The sequence below is a fragment of the Arthrobacter sp. TMN-49 genome (genome assembly GCF_054511095.1).
Window position 1 is genome coordinate 22,897 of sequence record NZ_JBTNDH010000015.1, and the last position, 12,590, is coordinate 35,486.

Consider the following 12,590-nt stretch of genomic DNA (forward strand, 5'->3'; position numbering starts at 1 on the left):
GGAAAGAATGCCTGTGATGCGCACGCCATGGGCAGTTATGCCCATTTAATGGCGTAACTGCCCCCTGGTCGCCCGAATTGCCCTAAGCTGAGAGTTCGCCAGTAGTAAGGGAAACGTATGAGTCAGCAGCATCCCGCCGCGCCTCCGCAGTCACCGGAGCGCAACGCCATCGCTGAAGCTTACCGGCAAGGCTATTTGCAAGGTCATCGGGCCGGTTGGGGTGACGCCCTTGCTGCGCGGGCACAGACAGCCCCCGCCGGACCCCACTCCCAGCAGGGGAGGGCCCCTGCTTCCGTGATGGCTGCGCCTGTGACTTTTGCCGACGTTGGACCAGCCCCAGCACCCATGGCTCCTCAGCACCCCGTCCCGGTGGCGCCCACCTGGGCCGTGCCAGTGCCACTCATGTCTGGTGCGCAGCCGACGCCTATGCCTACGCCTGTGAACTACGGGCGGCCGCCAGCCATGCCCACCATGGAGCCTGCACACTACCGAGTGCCCGTGCAGGCACCTGGGGCGGTTGACCCTGCCGCCCTGGCCGCCAAGAAGAACAAGCGCGAGCTACAGAACATCAACGTCACCTTGTATGTGGCCAGTTTGCTCATGGTTGCGGCCGCTGCCCTCTTTGTGGGCAGCACGCTTCCCGTTGTGGCACGACTGGTGGGTGTGTGGCTCGGAACGGCACTCTTCTACACTGCCGGACTGGTGCTGCACAGCAAAGTTACCCGGCTCAAACCGGCTGCTGTGGCGTTCACCGGAACAGCTCTGGCAATCATTCCCTTTGCCGGTCTGGCGACTTACAACTTGGGGTTACCCGCGGCCTCAACAGTTTGGCTTACAACGTCCCTGATAGGCACGGTGGCGTATATCTTTGCTGCTGTGCGGCTGCAAAGCCGACTGGTGGCGTACCTTTCCCTGGCCTTCCTGCTCTCCACGGCATGGTCCTCCGTGGCCGCCCTCGGGGCCGCATTGGCGTGGTACTTTACCGCGCTCATTGTTTTTGCGGCACTGCTTTCCTTGGCCGGGTACCTCCTGAAGCGTGGCGCCGCCGGCGAAGGCACCGAGCCGAGCATCTACGCCAAACCCTTGAACGATCTTGGCCCCTGGTTTGCGCCGGCCGGTCTGCTTGGATCCTTGATCTTCAGTCTTGCGCTCAATGCCGCCGACCACGCGTTGGTGCTGATCGCCGGAGTCATGTACTACTCCGTGATGACGCTTATCTGCGCGCCGGCCCTGAAACGCTATAACTACCTAGGACTCCGGCTTTCCTTGACCATGGCGGCCCCATTTGTTGGCTGGATGATTGCGCCCAATCTCGCCTGGGCAGTTGGATCCTTCACGGTGGTCTTGGCCGTGCAGCTCATCACCGTGGCCTACACCCAAGTCCCGCTGGCACGTTTCTTGGACAGCGGCAGGTGGGTGCGCTGGGACGTCTTCATCAGCATTCCCGTCATGTCCGCAGCAGCAATGCTCTGGAGCATCGGCCTGTACTGGCAGCCCATGGAGGCAGCAGGATCCACCTCACTCGCGGTCCTCGGTGTGGCTTTCGGCTTGGTTGTTGCCATGGTGACGGTGCCCGCATTCCTGCCACACGGGGAATGGCTGCCACTTCCCGCGCTCGGAGCCATTCTGCTCTTCTCGCCCTTGCTGGAGGCGGCAGGCTGGAGCGTACTGCTGCTCGTGGCCGTCCTCTACACTGTGGTGCGGTACCTCACCACGAAAGGAACCGCCCTTCGAGCAGCCATGTTGGTTACTGCCAGGCTGTGTCTGACTGCCCTCGTAGCCTCCTCCATGGCCACCTTTGTGCCGGCCCAGCCGGGCAAGGTGGAGCTGATAGTGGCTGTCATCGCCATCATTGCTGCCGGCCAATTATTCGCCGACGCCCTCATAGGGAAGCTCGGCAAGGTGAGTGCCGTAATAAGTTTCTCGGCGGCAGCCTGGGCCTTGGTGGGGACAGTGCTGGTCGTTGGCTTGTCGTTAAGCCACTCCTGGCAGGACTTCACCGGGAATCCAGCCCGGGAGGTTCTGGCTGCTACTCGCTGGGAGTTCCTCGTGGCCGCCATCGCGATGGCGGCCGCCGCTGTTGCATATTCACTGCTCCGGCTGCCCCGCACAGGCGGCCTTTCAAGCGCGGAGCTCGTGGCGCCGTCGTACCTCAGCATTACCGCCCTCTGCGCCGGGGCCGTCTTCGATGCAGCCGGGGCAAGTGTTGGCTGGGCTGTGAGCACAGCATTCCTCACGGCGGCCGGCTTGCTCCTGGCTTCCCACAGCGAGTCCCTGCACCGCTGGCTCTACTGGTGGGCTGCGCGGTTGAGCTCACTCCTACTGGCCGTTGCGTTGTTCCAGCTCTGGGCCGAAGCCGATCCGGCGACGTTGATCGCCGGCCAGCCTGTGAATCTGGGACTTGTCATCTTGCTGGCCTTGGTGCCGCAGCTGCTCATCCTCGCGGCCACGCATTGGCGCGGAAAGACCATAACCGGTCTGCAGATGGATGTGGGGATCACCTTGTTACTGCTGGTGAGTGTCGCGGTGTTGAGCGGCATCGGTAACCACAACGGCAACTGGGCCACATTCGCAACGGTAGGACTCTCAGCGGTGGCCCTTGCAACGTTGGGCATTGCCGGCGCGCTGCGAGCTGCTTGGCCAGCTGTGGTCCAGTGGGCTGCGCCCGCTGCCATGCTGCTGCTGGCGTTGAGCTGCGCGGGCAACAATGATGCACTGGTTCTCGTTTTGGCAATTGTTGTTGCGACCTCCGGCCTCCTGTCGCTCAAGACTGGCACATATGTGCTTCGTGGGGTGCACTTCATGGTGGCTCGCTTGGCGTTTACGGCGCTAGTGGGTGTTGTTGTGGGACAGCTGGTGGACAACCCGGCGGTAACGTCCTTGGCGCTCACGGCGGCCCTGTTGCTCCAAGTTTCGGTGCAGTACTTCGCATCGCGCACCAAGGCAGTAGTTGTGGTGGGGGAGCCGGTACTCCTGCGGATCAGTCTGTGGTTGTTGCAGGGCGGGCAGGTTCTTGTGCCCGTTGCCTATCATCTTCTCACCGGCGGGTTCGCGGCTCCCGGCACGGCCCTGCGGTGGGTGGCAGTCGTGGAACTTGTGGCTCTTGCCCTGACAGCCATTGCCGCTCAGCTGTTCCTTTCACAGCGCGGGGCCTCATACCTTGCACTTGTTGCAGCAGTGGGCGGGGCCGCCGTCATAGGGCCGGTGTTGTGGCCAGGTGCTACAGCGCTGATTCTCTTGGCCATTTGTGTGGGCATCATTGCCTGGCGATGCCTTTACACGCCCACAGAACCAGAGATGCGCTGGTACTGGTTGGTGGCGACGTCGGTATTCCTACTGGCGGCCTGTGTTGTGGATAGTGGCGCTGCTACGGGCATCTTCGCCGCCATGTGGCTGGTGGCTGGTTTGGCGTTCATTGTGGCGGCGCATGTGATGCAGCTGCCTTGGCTGACGCTGCCCGGTGCGCTTCTCATTTTCCTGTCAGCCACCATGTTTAGCATTCAGGTATTCGATCTCACCCACCTCAGGGGGGTCTCGGCCTTTGCCGGATTTGTGGTTGTGGTGGGCACTTTGTATCTGGTGCGCCTGGTCCTTTTGGATCTGTTGGAAGCGCCGTACGTGCAACGGTGGAGCGTGGTGGCCGTGGCTCTTGGGGGCGGCGCCTTCTTCTCGCTCATGACCATGATGGATCGCAAGAGCGTGCTTCTCGGAGCGGGCACCTTTACTCTTATCGCACTGCTGGCCTGTTTGGAGGCTCCGGCCACCATTCGACGTCGTTGTGTTGATGGCGCCGTGGTTGCGTGCGCACTTGTCTGGTTCGTGGCCTGCTCCAGTTACGTGGACCTTGGCTTGTTCTGGTTTGTCCAGTGGTGCGCCGTGGCCTTGGGCGCCCTGGCGCTGATTCGATACGTGGCCAGTCAGGAAAAAACTGGCAAAGCCCTGCTTCTGGCGGCTGCCTGCCTGGCAAGTTTTGGGGCCCTCTTGACCGTTTTTAGTGGCGACACCTTGACTCAACTAATCTCGCTGCTGATCTTCGTGGCCCTGCTGGCAGTGGGCATGAGCCTGAACGAGCGGCTCTTCACCATCTGGGGTGCCATCGGTGTAACTACCGCTGTTGTTTGGTACGTACGCGGATACACGTTCATCTTGTTGGCCGTGCTGGCACTGGCGCTCATAGCCTTCGCCATCTGGGGCCTGACACGCAAAAAGCCGTTAGACGAAGTGCCCGTGCCAGCATATTCACCCGGACCTCCGCAATAGTTCGGTGCGCGCCCGCGACCCCGTCAGCACCGCTGGGAGGAGTTGCCCCCCGCATCCTCAGTGACATTGCCCACAGCTGAAGCCCCTCAGGCCCGGCAGGGGTGGCGCGGCTACTGTGCGGCGGCGCCGGGTTGCCTGCGGCCACGTCTGCCCCGATTGGCGTTTGGGTGCAGAATCCGGCATACTTATTGAGTTGTTCAAGTGCTTTTTCGTGTCCCGGTCGAGATAATGCTCGATGCAGGGTCCAAGCTGAAGCCCAAACATGACCATTCCTTCGCATTTTAGTGCGGGTACGTGCGTGAATTATTCACGACACGCCCGACCGCGGGGGTCGGAGCTTCGGCGGATTGAGGAACCCGGAAATGTCCGGATTCAGTTCGTTGGAAGCGTGGCTGAGAGTGCCACAGATGAACCAAGAAAAGTAAACAGCGTTTACGTCAACAGCATTGCTCCTACAGGATGCTTCGTTACAGGAAAGAGAGTCACGACGCCATGGCGGGACAAAAAATCCGCATCCGGCTGAAGTCATATGACCACGAGGTTATTGATGTTTCAGCCCGGAAGATCGTTGAGACGGTCACGCGCGCAGGCGCAACGGTAGTCGGCCCGGTGCCGCTGCCCACCGAGAAGAACATTTACTGCGTAATTCGTTCTCCTCACAAGTACAAAGACAGCCGCGAGCACTTTGAAATGCGCACGCACAAGCGTCTAATCGACATCATCGATCCCACGCCCAAGGCAGTAGATTCGCTCATGCGTCTCGACTTGCCGGCCGACGTGAACATCGAAATCAAACTGTAGGGAGGTGCTGAGAAACTATGACCGCGACCCGAAACACTAAGGGCATCCTGGGCACGAAGCTCGGCATGACCCAGGTCTGGGACGAGAACAACTTGCTTGTTCCCGTAACCGTCGTCCAGGCCGACTCCAACGTCATCACCCAGCTGCGTAACGCAGAGGTAGATGGCTATGTAGCGATTCAGATCGGCTACGGCCAGATCGATCCTCGTAAGGTAACCAAGCCTTTGGCTGGTCACTTCGAAAAGGCAGGTGTCACGCCTCGCCGCCACGTCGTCGAGCTGCGCACCGCAGACGCTGACACCTACACCCTCGGCCAGGAGCTCTCCGTTGAGATCTTCGAAGCCGGCCAGAAGGTCGACGTCGTCGGCACTTCAAAGGGTAAGGGCTTCGCCGGTGTCATGAAGCGTCACGGCTTCAAGGGTGCCCCCGCCTCTCACGGTGCTCACAAGAACCACCGTAAGCCCGGTTCCATCGGTGGCGCGTCCACCCCTGGCCGCGTTTTCAAGGGTATGCGCATGGCAGGCCGTATGGGTGCCGAGCGCGTAACCACCATGAACCTCACGGTTCACGGTGTTGACGCCGAGAAGTCGCTGCTGCTGATCAAGGGTGCCGTTCCCGGCGCCCGCGGCCAGGTCGTATTCGTACGCACCGCCGTGAAGGGAGCATAAGTAAATGACTACTGTTAAAGTAGATCTGCCCGCAGAGATCTTCGACGTACAGACCAACGTGCCCTTGTTGCACCAGGTTGTCGTAGCTCAGCTTGCTGCCGCCCGTCAGGGTACTCACAAGACCAAGACCCGCGCCGAAGTATCCGGTGCAGGCCGTAAGCCGCATGCACAGAAGGGTACCGGCCGCGCCCGTCAGGGTTCCATCCGTGCCCCTCACATGACCGGTGGTGGCGTTGTCCACGGTCCCACCCCTCGCGATTACAGCCAGCGCACCCCCAAGAAGATGAAGGCTGCTGCACTGCGCGGCGCTCTCTCCGACAGGGCACGCAACGGCCGTATCCACGTCATTGCTGAATTGGTTGCAGGCTCCAAGCCCTCCACCAAGGCTGCTATGGCTACCCTTGCCGGCGTTACCTCGCGTAAGAACCTCTTGGTTGTTATCGAGCGCGCCAACGACGTTGCCGCTTTGAGCGTACGTAACATCACCAACCTCCACGTTTTGTATGTTGACCAGCTCAACACCTACGACGTGCTTGTTTCCGATGACATCGTCTTCACACAGGCTGCATACGACGTCTTCGTATCCGGACGCGCCGCTGCAGAAGCTTTCGCTTCCAGCATGCTGTTGGTCGAAGACCTGGTTTCCGTTGACTCCGATGATGATGCCGCAGGCACCATCAAGGGCAACAAGGACTCCATGAAGTACCACGTGCCTGGTTCACGCTGGTATGACGCCACTGTGGCCGAGGTTTGGTTCGCAACCGTTGAGGAAGCCAAGGCCGCAGGCTTTGTTCCCGCCGGTGGCGAAGCTGCCCAGACGATTGAGGAGGACGCCAAGTGAGCGCCGTCACCATCAAGGATCCGCGCGACGTAGTGCTTGCACCCGTCGTTTCGGAAAAGAGCTACGGTTTGATCGACGAAGGTAAGTACACCTTCCTGGTTGACCCCCGCTCGAACAAGACCGAGATCAAGCTGGCCGTGGAGAAAATCTTCTCCGTCAAGGTCGACTCGATCAACACCATCAATCGTGTTGGTAAGCGCAAGCGCACCAAGTTCGGATGGGGACAGCGCAAGGGCACCAAGCGCGCCATTGTCTCCCTTCGCGAAGGCACGATCGACATCTTCGGCGGTCCGCTTTCATAAGCGGAGACCACTTTAACGAGGAAATATACTATGGGAATCCGTAAATACAAGCCGACAACCCCGGGCCGTCGTGGCTCGAGCGTTGCCGACTTCAGTGAAATCACGCGGTCGACGCCGGAGAAGTCTCTGGTCCGTCCCCTGCCCAAAAAGGGTGGCCGCAATAACACCGGTCGTATCACGACACGTCACAAGGGTGGTGGCCACAAGCGCCAGTACCGCTTGATCGACTTCCGTCGTCACGACAAGGATGGCGTTAACGCTCGCGTTGCTGAGATCGAATACGATCCCAACCGCACCGCACGCATTGCCCTCCTGCACTACGTTGATGGCACCAAGCGTTACATCATCGCGCCGAACAAGCTCAGTCAGGGTGACTTCGTAGAAGCCGGTCCCGAAGCTGACATCAAGCCTGGCAACAACCTCCCGTTGCGCAACATCCCCGTGGGTACTGTTATCCACGCTGTGGAGCTGCGTCCCGGTGGCGGTGCCAAGATGGCTCGCTCCGCTGGTGCATCTGTTCAGCTCGTCGCCAAGGAAGGCCGCTTCGCTCAGTTGCGTCTGCCCTCCGGCGAAATCCGCAACGTTGATGTGCGCTGCCGCGCGACCATCGGCGAGGTCGGCAACGCTGAGCAGTCCAACATCAACTGGGGTAAGGCTGGCCGTATGCGCTGGAAGGGCGTACGCCCGACAGTTCGTGGTGTTGCTATGAACCCTGTTGATCACCCTCATGGTGGTGGTGAAGGTAAGACCTCCGGTGGACGTCACCCGGTCAACCCGAACGGTAAGCGTGAAGGCCGTACTCGCCGTCCGAACAAAGAGAGCGACAAGCTGATTGTTCGTCGCCGCCGTACTGGCAAGAACAAGCGATAGGAGCCGGCAGACATGCCACGTAGCCTGAAAAAGGGTCCCTTCGTTGACCAGCACCTCTTTGTAAAGGTAGCTAGGGAAAACGAAAAGGGCACCAAGAACGTTATTAAGACCTGGTCCCGCCGATCGATGATCATCCCGGACATGCTCGGTCACACGATCGCTGTACACGATGGTCGCAAGCACATCCCCGTGTTTGTCACTGAGTCGATGGTCGGGCACAAGCTCGGCGAATTCGCCGCCACGCGGACATTCCGCGGCCATGTCAAGGACGACCGTAAAGGCAAGCGCCGCTAGGCGCTTAGCTTTTACGGCAAAGACGAGAGAGAGATAGCAATGGAAGCCAAGGCAAGTGCGCGTCATCTGCGCGTTACGCCTATGAAGGCCCGGCGCGTCGTCAACCTGATTCGTGGCAAGCAGGCGAATGAGGCATTGGCGATTTTGAAGTTTGCCCCCCAGGCAGCTTCGGAGCCGGTATTCAAGGTAGTCCAGTCCGCAGTGGCTAACGCCCGCGTTCTGGCTGACCGCGACAGCATCGCGTTCAACGAAAATGATCTTTACATCAGCGAAATCTTCGTTGACGAAGGCCCGACCATGAAGCGGTTCCAGCCGCGTGCTCAGGGTCGTGCGTTTGAGATCAAGAAGCGCACCAGCCACGTCACAGTGGTTGTCGCGACACCCGAGAAAGAGGAGGCTCGCTAAGTGGGACAGAAAGTAAACCCGCACGGGTTCCGTCTCGGGATCACCACGGACCACCGTTCACATTGGTTCGCGGACAGCAACAAGCCCGGTCAGCGTTACAAGGACTTCGTTAAAGAAGACATCCAGATTCGTGCACTCATGTCCACGGGCATGGACCGCGCCGGTATTTCCAAGGTTGAGATTGAGCGCACCCGTGACCGTGTACGTGTGGATATTCACACAGCACGCCCGGGTATCGTTATCGGTCGTCGTGGAGCAGAAGCAGACCGCATCCGCGGCGAGCTTGAAAAGCTCACCGGCAAGCAGGTTCAGCTGAACATCTTGGAAGTCAAGAACCCGGAAGCTGACGCTCAGCTCGTTGCCCAGGGCATCGCAGAGCAGCTGACTAGCCGTGTGGCTTTCCGCCGCGCGATGAAGAAGGCTATGCAGTCCGCACAGCGCACTGGCAGCGTCAAGGGCATCCGTGTCGCTTGTGCCGGTCGCTTGGGTGGCGCTGAAATGTCCCGCACCGAGTTCTACCGCGAAGGTCGTGTGCCCCTGCACACCCTGCGTGCCAACATCGATTACGGCTTCTTCGAAGCCAAGACCGTGTTCGGCCGTATTGGTGTCAAGGTCTGGATCTACAAGGGCGATGTTACGAGCAAGGAACTGGCTGCTCAGGCAGCTGCTGCTCCTGCACGTGGCCGTGGCCCGCGTCGTGACGGCGATGACCGCGGAAACCGCGGCCCCCGTGCCGGTGGCGACCGTCGTCGTAACGACCGTCCCGAGCGCACCGAGGCTGCTGCCGCGGTTGAGGCTCCTGTAGCTGCAGAGGTTGCAGCTCCGGTAGCAGAAGGAGGACAGGCTTAAATGCTTATCCCACGTCGAGTAAAGCACCGCAAGCAGCACCACCCGGGTCGTTCCGGTCAGGCTACTGGCGGTACCGTGGTTTCATTTGGTGAGTGGGGCATTCAGGCTCTCACGCCGGCATATGTAACCAACCGTCAGATCGAGTCCGCTCGTATCGCCATGACTCGTCACATCAAGCGTGGCGGTAAGGTGTGGATCAACATCTACCCCGACCGTCCCTTGACGAAGAAGCCTGCCGAAACCCGTATGGGTTCCGGTAAGGGTTCGCCCGAGTGGTGGATTGCGAATGTCAAGCCCGGACGCGTTCTTTTTGAACTCTCCGGTGTATCAGAAGAGGTAGCACGCGAGGCTTTGCGCCTGGCAATCCACAAGCTGCCGTTGAAAGCACGCATTGTGCGTCGCGAAGGTGGTGAGTAGAGATGTCAATTGGTTCTAAAGAACTTGCCCCTGCACAGCTTGACGGGTTCGACAACGTACGTCTTGTCGAAGAACTCCGTAAGGCTAAGGAAGAACTGTTCAACCTGCGTTTCCAGTCCGCCACAGGGCAGCTGGAAAGCCACGGTCGTTTGCGCGTTGTAAAGCGCGACATCGCCCGTATCTACACAGTGTTGCGCGAACGCGAGCTGGGCATTCGCCCGGACGTGGTTGCCGTTGCACCCGTGGAGAAGGCCTCCAAGAAGGCTGACAAGGAAGCCAAAAAGGCCTCCAAGAAGGCTGAAACATCTGAGGAGGACGCCAAGTGAGCGATTCTGTAAGCAACACTGAAGAAGGCGCGGATGCTGTTGTCCGCAACGAGCGTAAGAAGCTTCGCGGCTACGTCGTCTCCGACAAGATGGAAAAGACCATCGTTGTTGAGGTCGAAGACCGTGTGAAGCACGCCTTGTACGGCAAGGTTCTGCGTCGCAACAAGAAGATCAAAGCCCATGATGAAGAGAACAGCGCCGGCATCGGCGACCTGGTCATCATCAGCGAAACTCGCCCGCTGTCCGCTACCAAGCGGTTCCGCCTCGTCGAGATCGTCGAAAAGGCTAAGTAAGCACTTCACGCACTTGTGCGCGATTGATTACTAAAACGTTGGGCCCGTTGCCACTTGTGGCGGCGGGCCCAACGCCGTTTAACACCCGACCACCGCGGTGTGGGCGAGGTAACTTCTTCGGTGGGCTAGCTACGTACCGTCAGGTTCCGCCGTCGTGCTAGGATTATCTATTGCTGCGCCTTTTCTGTGCCGCCGTTTACGGTGGCCTCATCAGGTGCGCAATTACCTCGTAAATGCTCGTGCCCCTACAAACTGCCGTCAGATCCGTGGATTTATCCGCACATCTGTACGGAAAGTGCAGTTGGCATGAGGTATTTAGGCGTGTTTTGGCAAAATCCAGGCACGTCAAGAGACATCCCGAACAATACGTTCCGCAAGGCTTATCCATAGATGGTTTATGGCCAAGAACCGGCGCGACGAACAGGAGACACTAGTGATTCAGCAGGAGTCGCGGCTTAAGGTCGCCGACAACACGGGTGCCAAGGAAATCTTGACAATCCGCGTTCTCGGTGGATCTGGGCGCCGCTACGCAGGCATTGGCGACACCATTGTCGCAACCGTCAAGGATGCAATCCCCGGCGGTAACGTAAAGAAGGGTGACGTCGTCAAGGCTGTCATCGTTCGTACCAAGAAGGAACGCCGCCGTGCGGATGGTTCCTACATCAAGTTCGATGAGAATGCAGCTGTCATTCTCAAAGCTGACGGGGACCCCCGCGGTACCCGTATCTTCGGCCCGGTTGGCCGTGAACTTCGTGACAAGAAGTTCATGAAGATCATCTCGTTGGCTCCGGAGGTGCTGTAACTCATGGCTAAAATCAAAAAGGGTGACCTGGTTCAGGTCATCACAGGCGCCAAGGCTGAGCGTGGCGGCGACCGTGGCAAGCAGGGCAAGGTCCTGAAGGTATACACCGAGACCAACCGCGTGTTGGTTGAGGGTATTAACCGCGTCACCAAGCACACCAAGGCCGGTCAGACCGAACGTGGCACCAACACTGGTGGCATCGAGACTGTCGAGGCACCCATTCATATCTCCAACGTTGCCGTAGTGGACCCGTCCACGAAGAAGCCGACTCGCGTTGGCTACCGCATCGAAACCGTTGAGCGCGATGGCCGCGAACGTCAAGTACGTGTCCGCGTTGCCAAGACCTCGGGGAAGGACCTGCCATGAGCTCCGTAGTTGCAGAGAACACTCCCACGATCATCCCTCGCCTGAAGACCCGCTACGCAGCGGAGATCAAGGCATCGTTGGTCGAGGAATTCAAGTACGCGAACGTTAACCAGGTCCCGCGCCTGGTCAAGGTTGTTGTCAACATGGGTGTTGGAGATGCCGCTAAGGACTCCAAGCTCATCGACCACGCCGTTCGCGACCTCACAGCCATCACCGGCCAGAAGCCTCAGGTAACTAAGGCTCGCAAGTCGATCGCACAGTTCAAGCTGCGCGAAGGCATGCCGATCGGTTGCCACGCCACGTTGCGTGGAGACCGTATGTGGGAATTCCTGGACCGTTTGGTCACACTGGCACTGCCCCGTATCCGCGACTTCCGCGGCCTCAGTGGCAAGCAGTTTGACGGCAACGGAAACTACACCTTCGGTCTGACCGAGCAGGTTATGTTCCACGAGATCGACCAGGATTCCATCGACCGCCCCCGCGGTATGGACATCACTGTCGTGACCACAGCCAAGACCGATGACGAAGGCCGCGCGCTGCTTAAGGCGCTTGGCTTCCCGTTCAAAACCGAAGATAAATAATCTACGTAATAGGTCCGTTCTGCGGGTATGAAGAGTTGACACACGCTGTCACCGCTTCGAATCCACGCGAAGGAAACCGTTACGAGGAAGGGCAAGCGCCCAAATGACAATGACAGATCCTGTCGCAGACATGCTTACGCGTCTGCGCAACGCAAACTCGGCACACCACGACACCGTGTCCATGCCGTTTAGCAAGCTCAAAGGCCACATCGCCGACATCCTCAAGGCACAGGGTTACATTGCTGCCTGGAAGGTTGAAGACGCCGAAGTTGGCAAGAAGATGACCATCGACTTGAAGTACGGCCCCGCACGTGAGCGTTCAATCGCTGGCCTGCGCCGTATCTCCAAGCCTGGCCTGCGCGTTTACGCAAAGTCCACGAACCTCCCCAACGTTTTGGGTGGGTTGGGTGTCGCTATCCTGTCGACGTCTTCCGGTCTTTTGACCGACCGTCAGGCTGCCAAGAAGGGCGTGGGTGGGGAAGTCCTCGCCTACGTCTGGTAGTAGAGAGAGAAGG

Annotated in this window: 16 protein-coding genes; all 16 read left to right on the top strand. The window is 59.4% G+C overall.

Going from position 1 to position 12,590, the window contains the following annotated elements:
- The first annotated feature begins 117 nt into the window (after positions 1 to 117).
- The 16 genes from ACX80E_RS08720 (at position 118) to rpsH (ending at position 12,577) form a co-directional block, all read left to right on the top strand.
- Complete coding sequence (locus ACX80E_RS08720) at positions 118 to 4,260, top strand: hypothetical protein (RefSeq protein WP_459301528.1); 4,143 nt, start codon at positions 118 to 120, stop codon at positions 4,258 to 4,260.
- Positions 4,261 to 4,752: 492 nt separating this feature from the next.
- Positions 4,753 to 5,061 (top strand): 30S ribosomal protein S10, encoded by a 309-nt coding sequence (gene rpsJ, locus ACX80E_RS08725; protein ID WP_038464699.1) that lies wholly within the window; start codon positions 4,753 to 4,755, stop codon positions 5,059 to 5,061.
- Between the two features lie 17 nt (positions 5,062 to 5,078).
- On the top strand, positions 5,079 to 5,729 hold the full coding sequence (gene rplC, locus ACX80E_RS08730) for a 50S ribosomal protein L3 (RefSeq protein WP_459301529.1): 651 nt from the start codon (positions 5,079 to 5,081) through the stop codon (positions 5,727 to 5,729).
- Between the two features lie 4 nt (positions 5,730 to 5,733).
- Positions 5,734 to 6,570 carry a 50S ribosomal protein L4, sunset domain variant gene (gene rplD, locus ACX80E_RS08735; protein ID WP_459301530.1) on the top strand — a complete coding sequence of 279 codons (837 nt, stop codon included), beginning with the start codon at positions 5,734 to 5,736 and terminating at the stop codon, positions 6,568 to 6,570.
- Complete coding sequence (gene rplW, locus ACX80E_RS08740) at positions 6,567 to 6,872, top strand: 50S ribosomal protein L23 (RefSeq protein ID WP_459301531.1); 306 nt, start codon at positions 6,567 to 6,569, stop codon at positions 6,870 to 6,872. Before rplD ends, rplW begins: the two co-directional genes overlap by 4 nt.
- Positions 6,873 to 6,902: 30 nt before the next feature.
- Positions 6,903 to 7,742 (top strand): 50S ribosomal protein L2, encoded by an 840-nt coding sequence (gene rplB, locus ACX80E_RS08745; protein WP_459301532.1) that lies wholly within the window; start codon positions 6,903 to 6,905, stop codon positions 7,740 to 7,742.
- A gap of 12 nt (positions 7,743 to 7,754) precedes the next feature.
- Positions 7,755 to 8,036 carry a 30S ribosomal protein S19 gene (gene rpsS, locus ACX80E_RS08750; RefSeq protein ID WP_062007556.1) on the top strand — a complete coding sequence of 94 codons (282 nt, stop codon included), beginning with the start codon at positions 7,755 to 7,757 and terminating at the stop codon, positions 8,034 to 8,036.
- A gap of 39 nt (positions 8,037 to 8,075) precedes the next feature.
- Positions 8,076 to 8,441, top strand: a complete 366-nt coding sequence (rplV, locus tag ACX80E_RS08755) for a 50S ribosomal protein L22 (protein WP_459301533.1) — start codon at positions 8,076 to 8,078, stop codon at positions 8,439 to 8,441.
- Positions 8,442 to 9,290 carry a 30S ribosomal protein S3 gene (gene rpsC, locus ACX80E_RS08760; RefSeq protein ID WP_459301534.1) on the top strand — a complete coding sequence of 283 codons (849 nt, stop codon included), beginning with the start codon at positions 8,442 to 8,444 and terminating at the stop codon, positions 9,288 to 9,290. It begins immediately after the preceding gene.
- Entirely contained in the window at positions 9,291 to 9,707 is a 417-nt protein-coding gene (rplP, locus tag ACX80E_RS08765; RefSeq protein WP_062286639.1) for a 50S ribosomal protein L16, read from the top strand.
- Positions 9,708 to 9,709: 2 nt separating this feature from the next.
- The gene (gene rpmC / locus ACX80E_RS08770) at positions 9,710 to 10,033 is read left to right on the top strand and encodes a 50S ribosomal protein L29 (protein ID WP_459301535.1); all 324 of its coding nucleotides are present in this window, start codon (positions 9,710 to 9,712) and stop codon (positions 10,031 to 10,033) included.
- Complete coding sequence (rpsQ, locus tag ACX80E_RS08775) at positions 10,030 to 10,326, top strand: 30S ribosomal protein S17 (protein WP_459301536.1); 297 nt, start codon at positions 10,030 to 10,032, stop codon at positions 10,324 to 10,326. The genes rpmC and rpsQ overlap by 4 nt, the downstream gene beginning before the upstream one ends.
- A gap of 433 nt (positions 10,327 to 10,759) precedes the next feature.
- Entirely contained in the window at positions 10,760 to 11,128 is a 369-nt protein-coding gene (gene rplN / locus ACX80E_RS08780; protein WP_062286641.1) for a 50S ribosomal protein L14, read from the top strand.
- 3 nt (positions 11,129 to 11,131) lie between these two features.
- On the top strand, positions 11,132 to 11,494 hold the full coding sequence (gene rplX / locus ACX80E_RS08785; RefSeq protein WP_459301537.1) for a 50S ribosomal protein L24: 363 nt from the start codon (positions 11,132 to 11,134) through the stop codon (positions 11,492 to 11,494).
- Complete coding sequence (gene rplE / locus ACX80E_RS08790) at positions 11,491 to 12,075, top strand: 50S ribosomal protein L5 (protein WP_459301538.1); 585 nt, start codon at positions 11,491 to 11,493, stop codon at positions 12,073 to 12,075. Before rplX ends, rplE begins: the two co-directional genes overlap by 4 nt.
- 103 nt (positions 12,076 to 12,178) lie before the next feature.
- Entirely contained in the window at positions 12,179 to 12,577 is a 399-nt protein-coding gene (rpsH, locus tag ACX80E_RS08795; RefSeq protein ID WP_103464858.1) for a 30S ribosomal protein S8, read from the top strand.
- Positions 12,578 to 12,590 lie beyond the last annotated feature (13 nt).

What these genes read in the sequence shown, in the direction of transcription:
- rplC (WP_459301529.1), top strand. Translation starts at nt 5,079, where the DNA reads ATGACCGCGACCCGAAACACTAAGGGCATCCTGGGCACGAAGCTCGGC.
- rplE (WP_459301538.1), top strand. Translation starts at nt 11,491, where the DNA reads ATGAGCTCCGTAGTTGCAGAGAACACTCCCACGATCATCCCTCGCCTG.
- rpsJ (WP_038464699.1), top strand. Translation starts at nt 4,753, where the DNA reads ATGGCGGGACAAAAAATCCGCATCCGGCTGAAGTCATATGACCACGAG.
- ACX80E_RS08720 (WP_459301528.1), top strand. Translation starts at nt 118, where the DNA reads ATGAGTCAGCAGCATCCCGCCGCGCCTCCGCAGTCACCGGAGCGCAAC.
- rplD (WP_459301530.1), top strand. Translation starts at nt 5,734, where the DNA reads ATGACTACTGTTAAAGTAGATCTGCCCGCAGAGATCTTCGACGTACAG.
- rplV (WP_459301533.1), top strand. Translation starts at nt 8,076, where the DNA reads ATGGAAGCCAAGGCAAGTGCGCGTCATCTGCGCGTTACGCCTATGAAG.
- rplB (WP_459301532.1), top strand. Translation starts at nt 6,903, where the DNA reads ATGGGAATCCGTAAATACAAGCCGACAACCCCGGGCCGTCGTGGCTCG.
- rpsH (WP_103464858.1), top strand. Translation starts at nt 12,179, where the DNA reads ATGACAATGACAGATCCTGTCGCAGACATGCTTACGCGTCTGCGCAAC.
- rpsS (WP_062007556.1), top strand. Translation starts at nt 7,755, where the DNA reads ATGCCACGTAGCCTGAAAAAGGGTCCCTTCGTTGACCAGCACCTCTTT.
- rpmC (WP_459301535.1), top strand. Translation starts at nt 9,710, where the DNA reads ATGTCAATTGGTTCTAAAGAACTTGCCCCTGCACAGCTTGACGGGTTC.
- rplX (WP_459301537.1), top strand. Translation starts at nt 11,132, where the DNA reads ATGGCTAAAATCAAAAAGGGTGACCTGGTTCAGGTCATCACAGGCGCC.
- rplP (WP_062286639.1), top strand. Translation starts at nt 9,291, where the DNA reads ATGCTTATCCCACGTCGAGTAAAGCACCGCAAGCAGCACCACCCGGGT.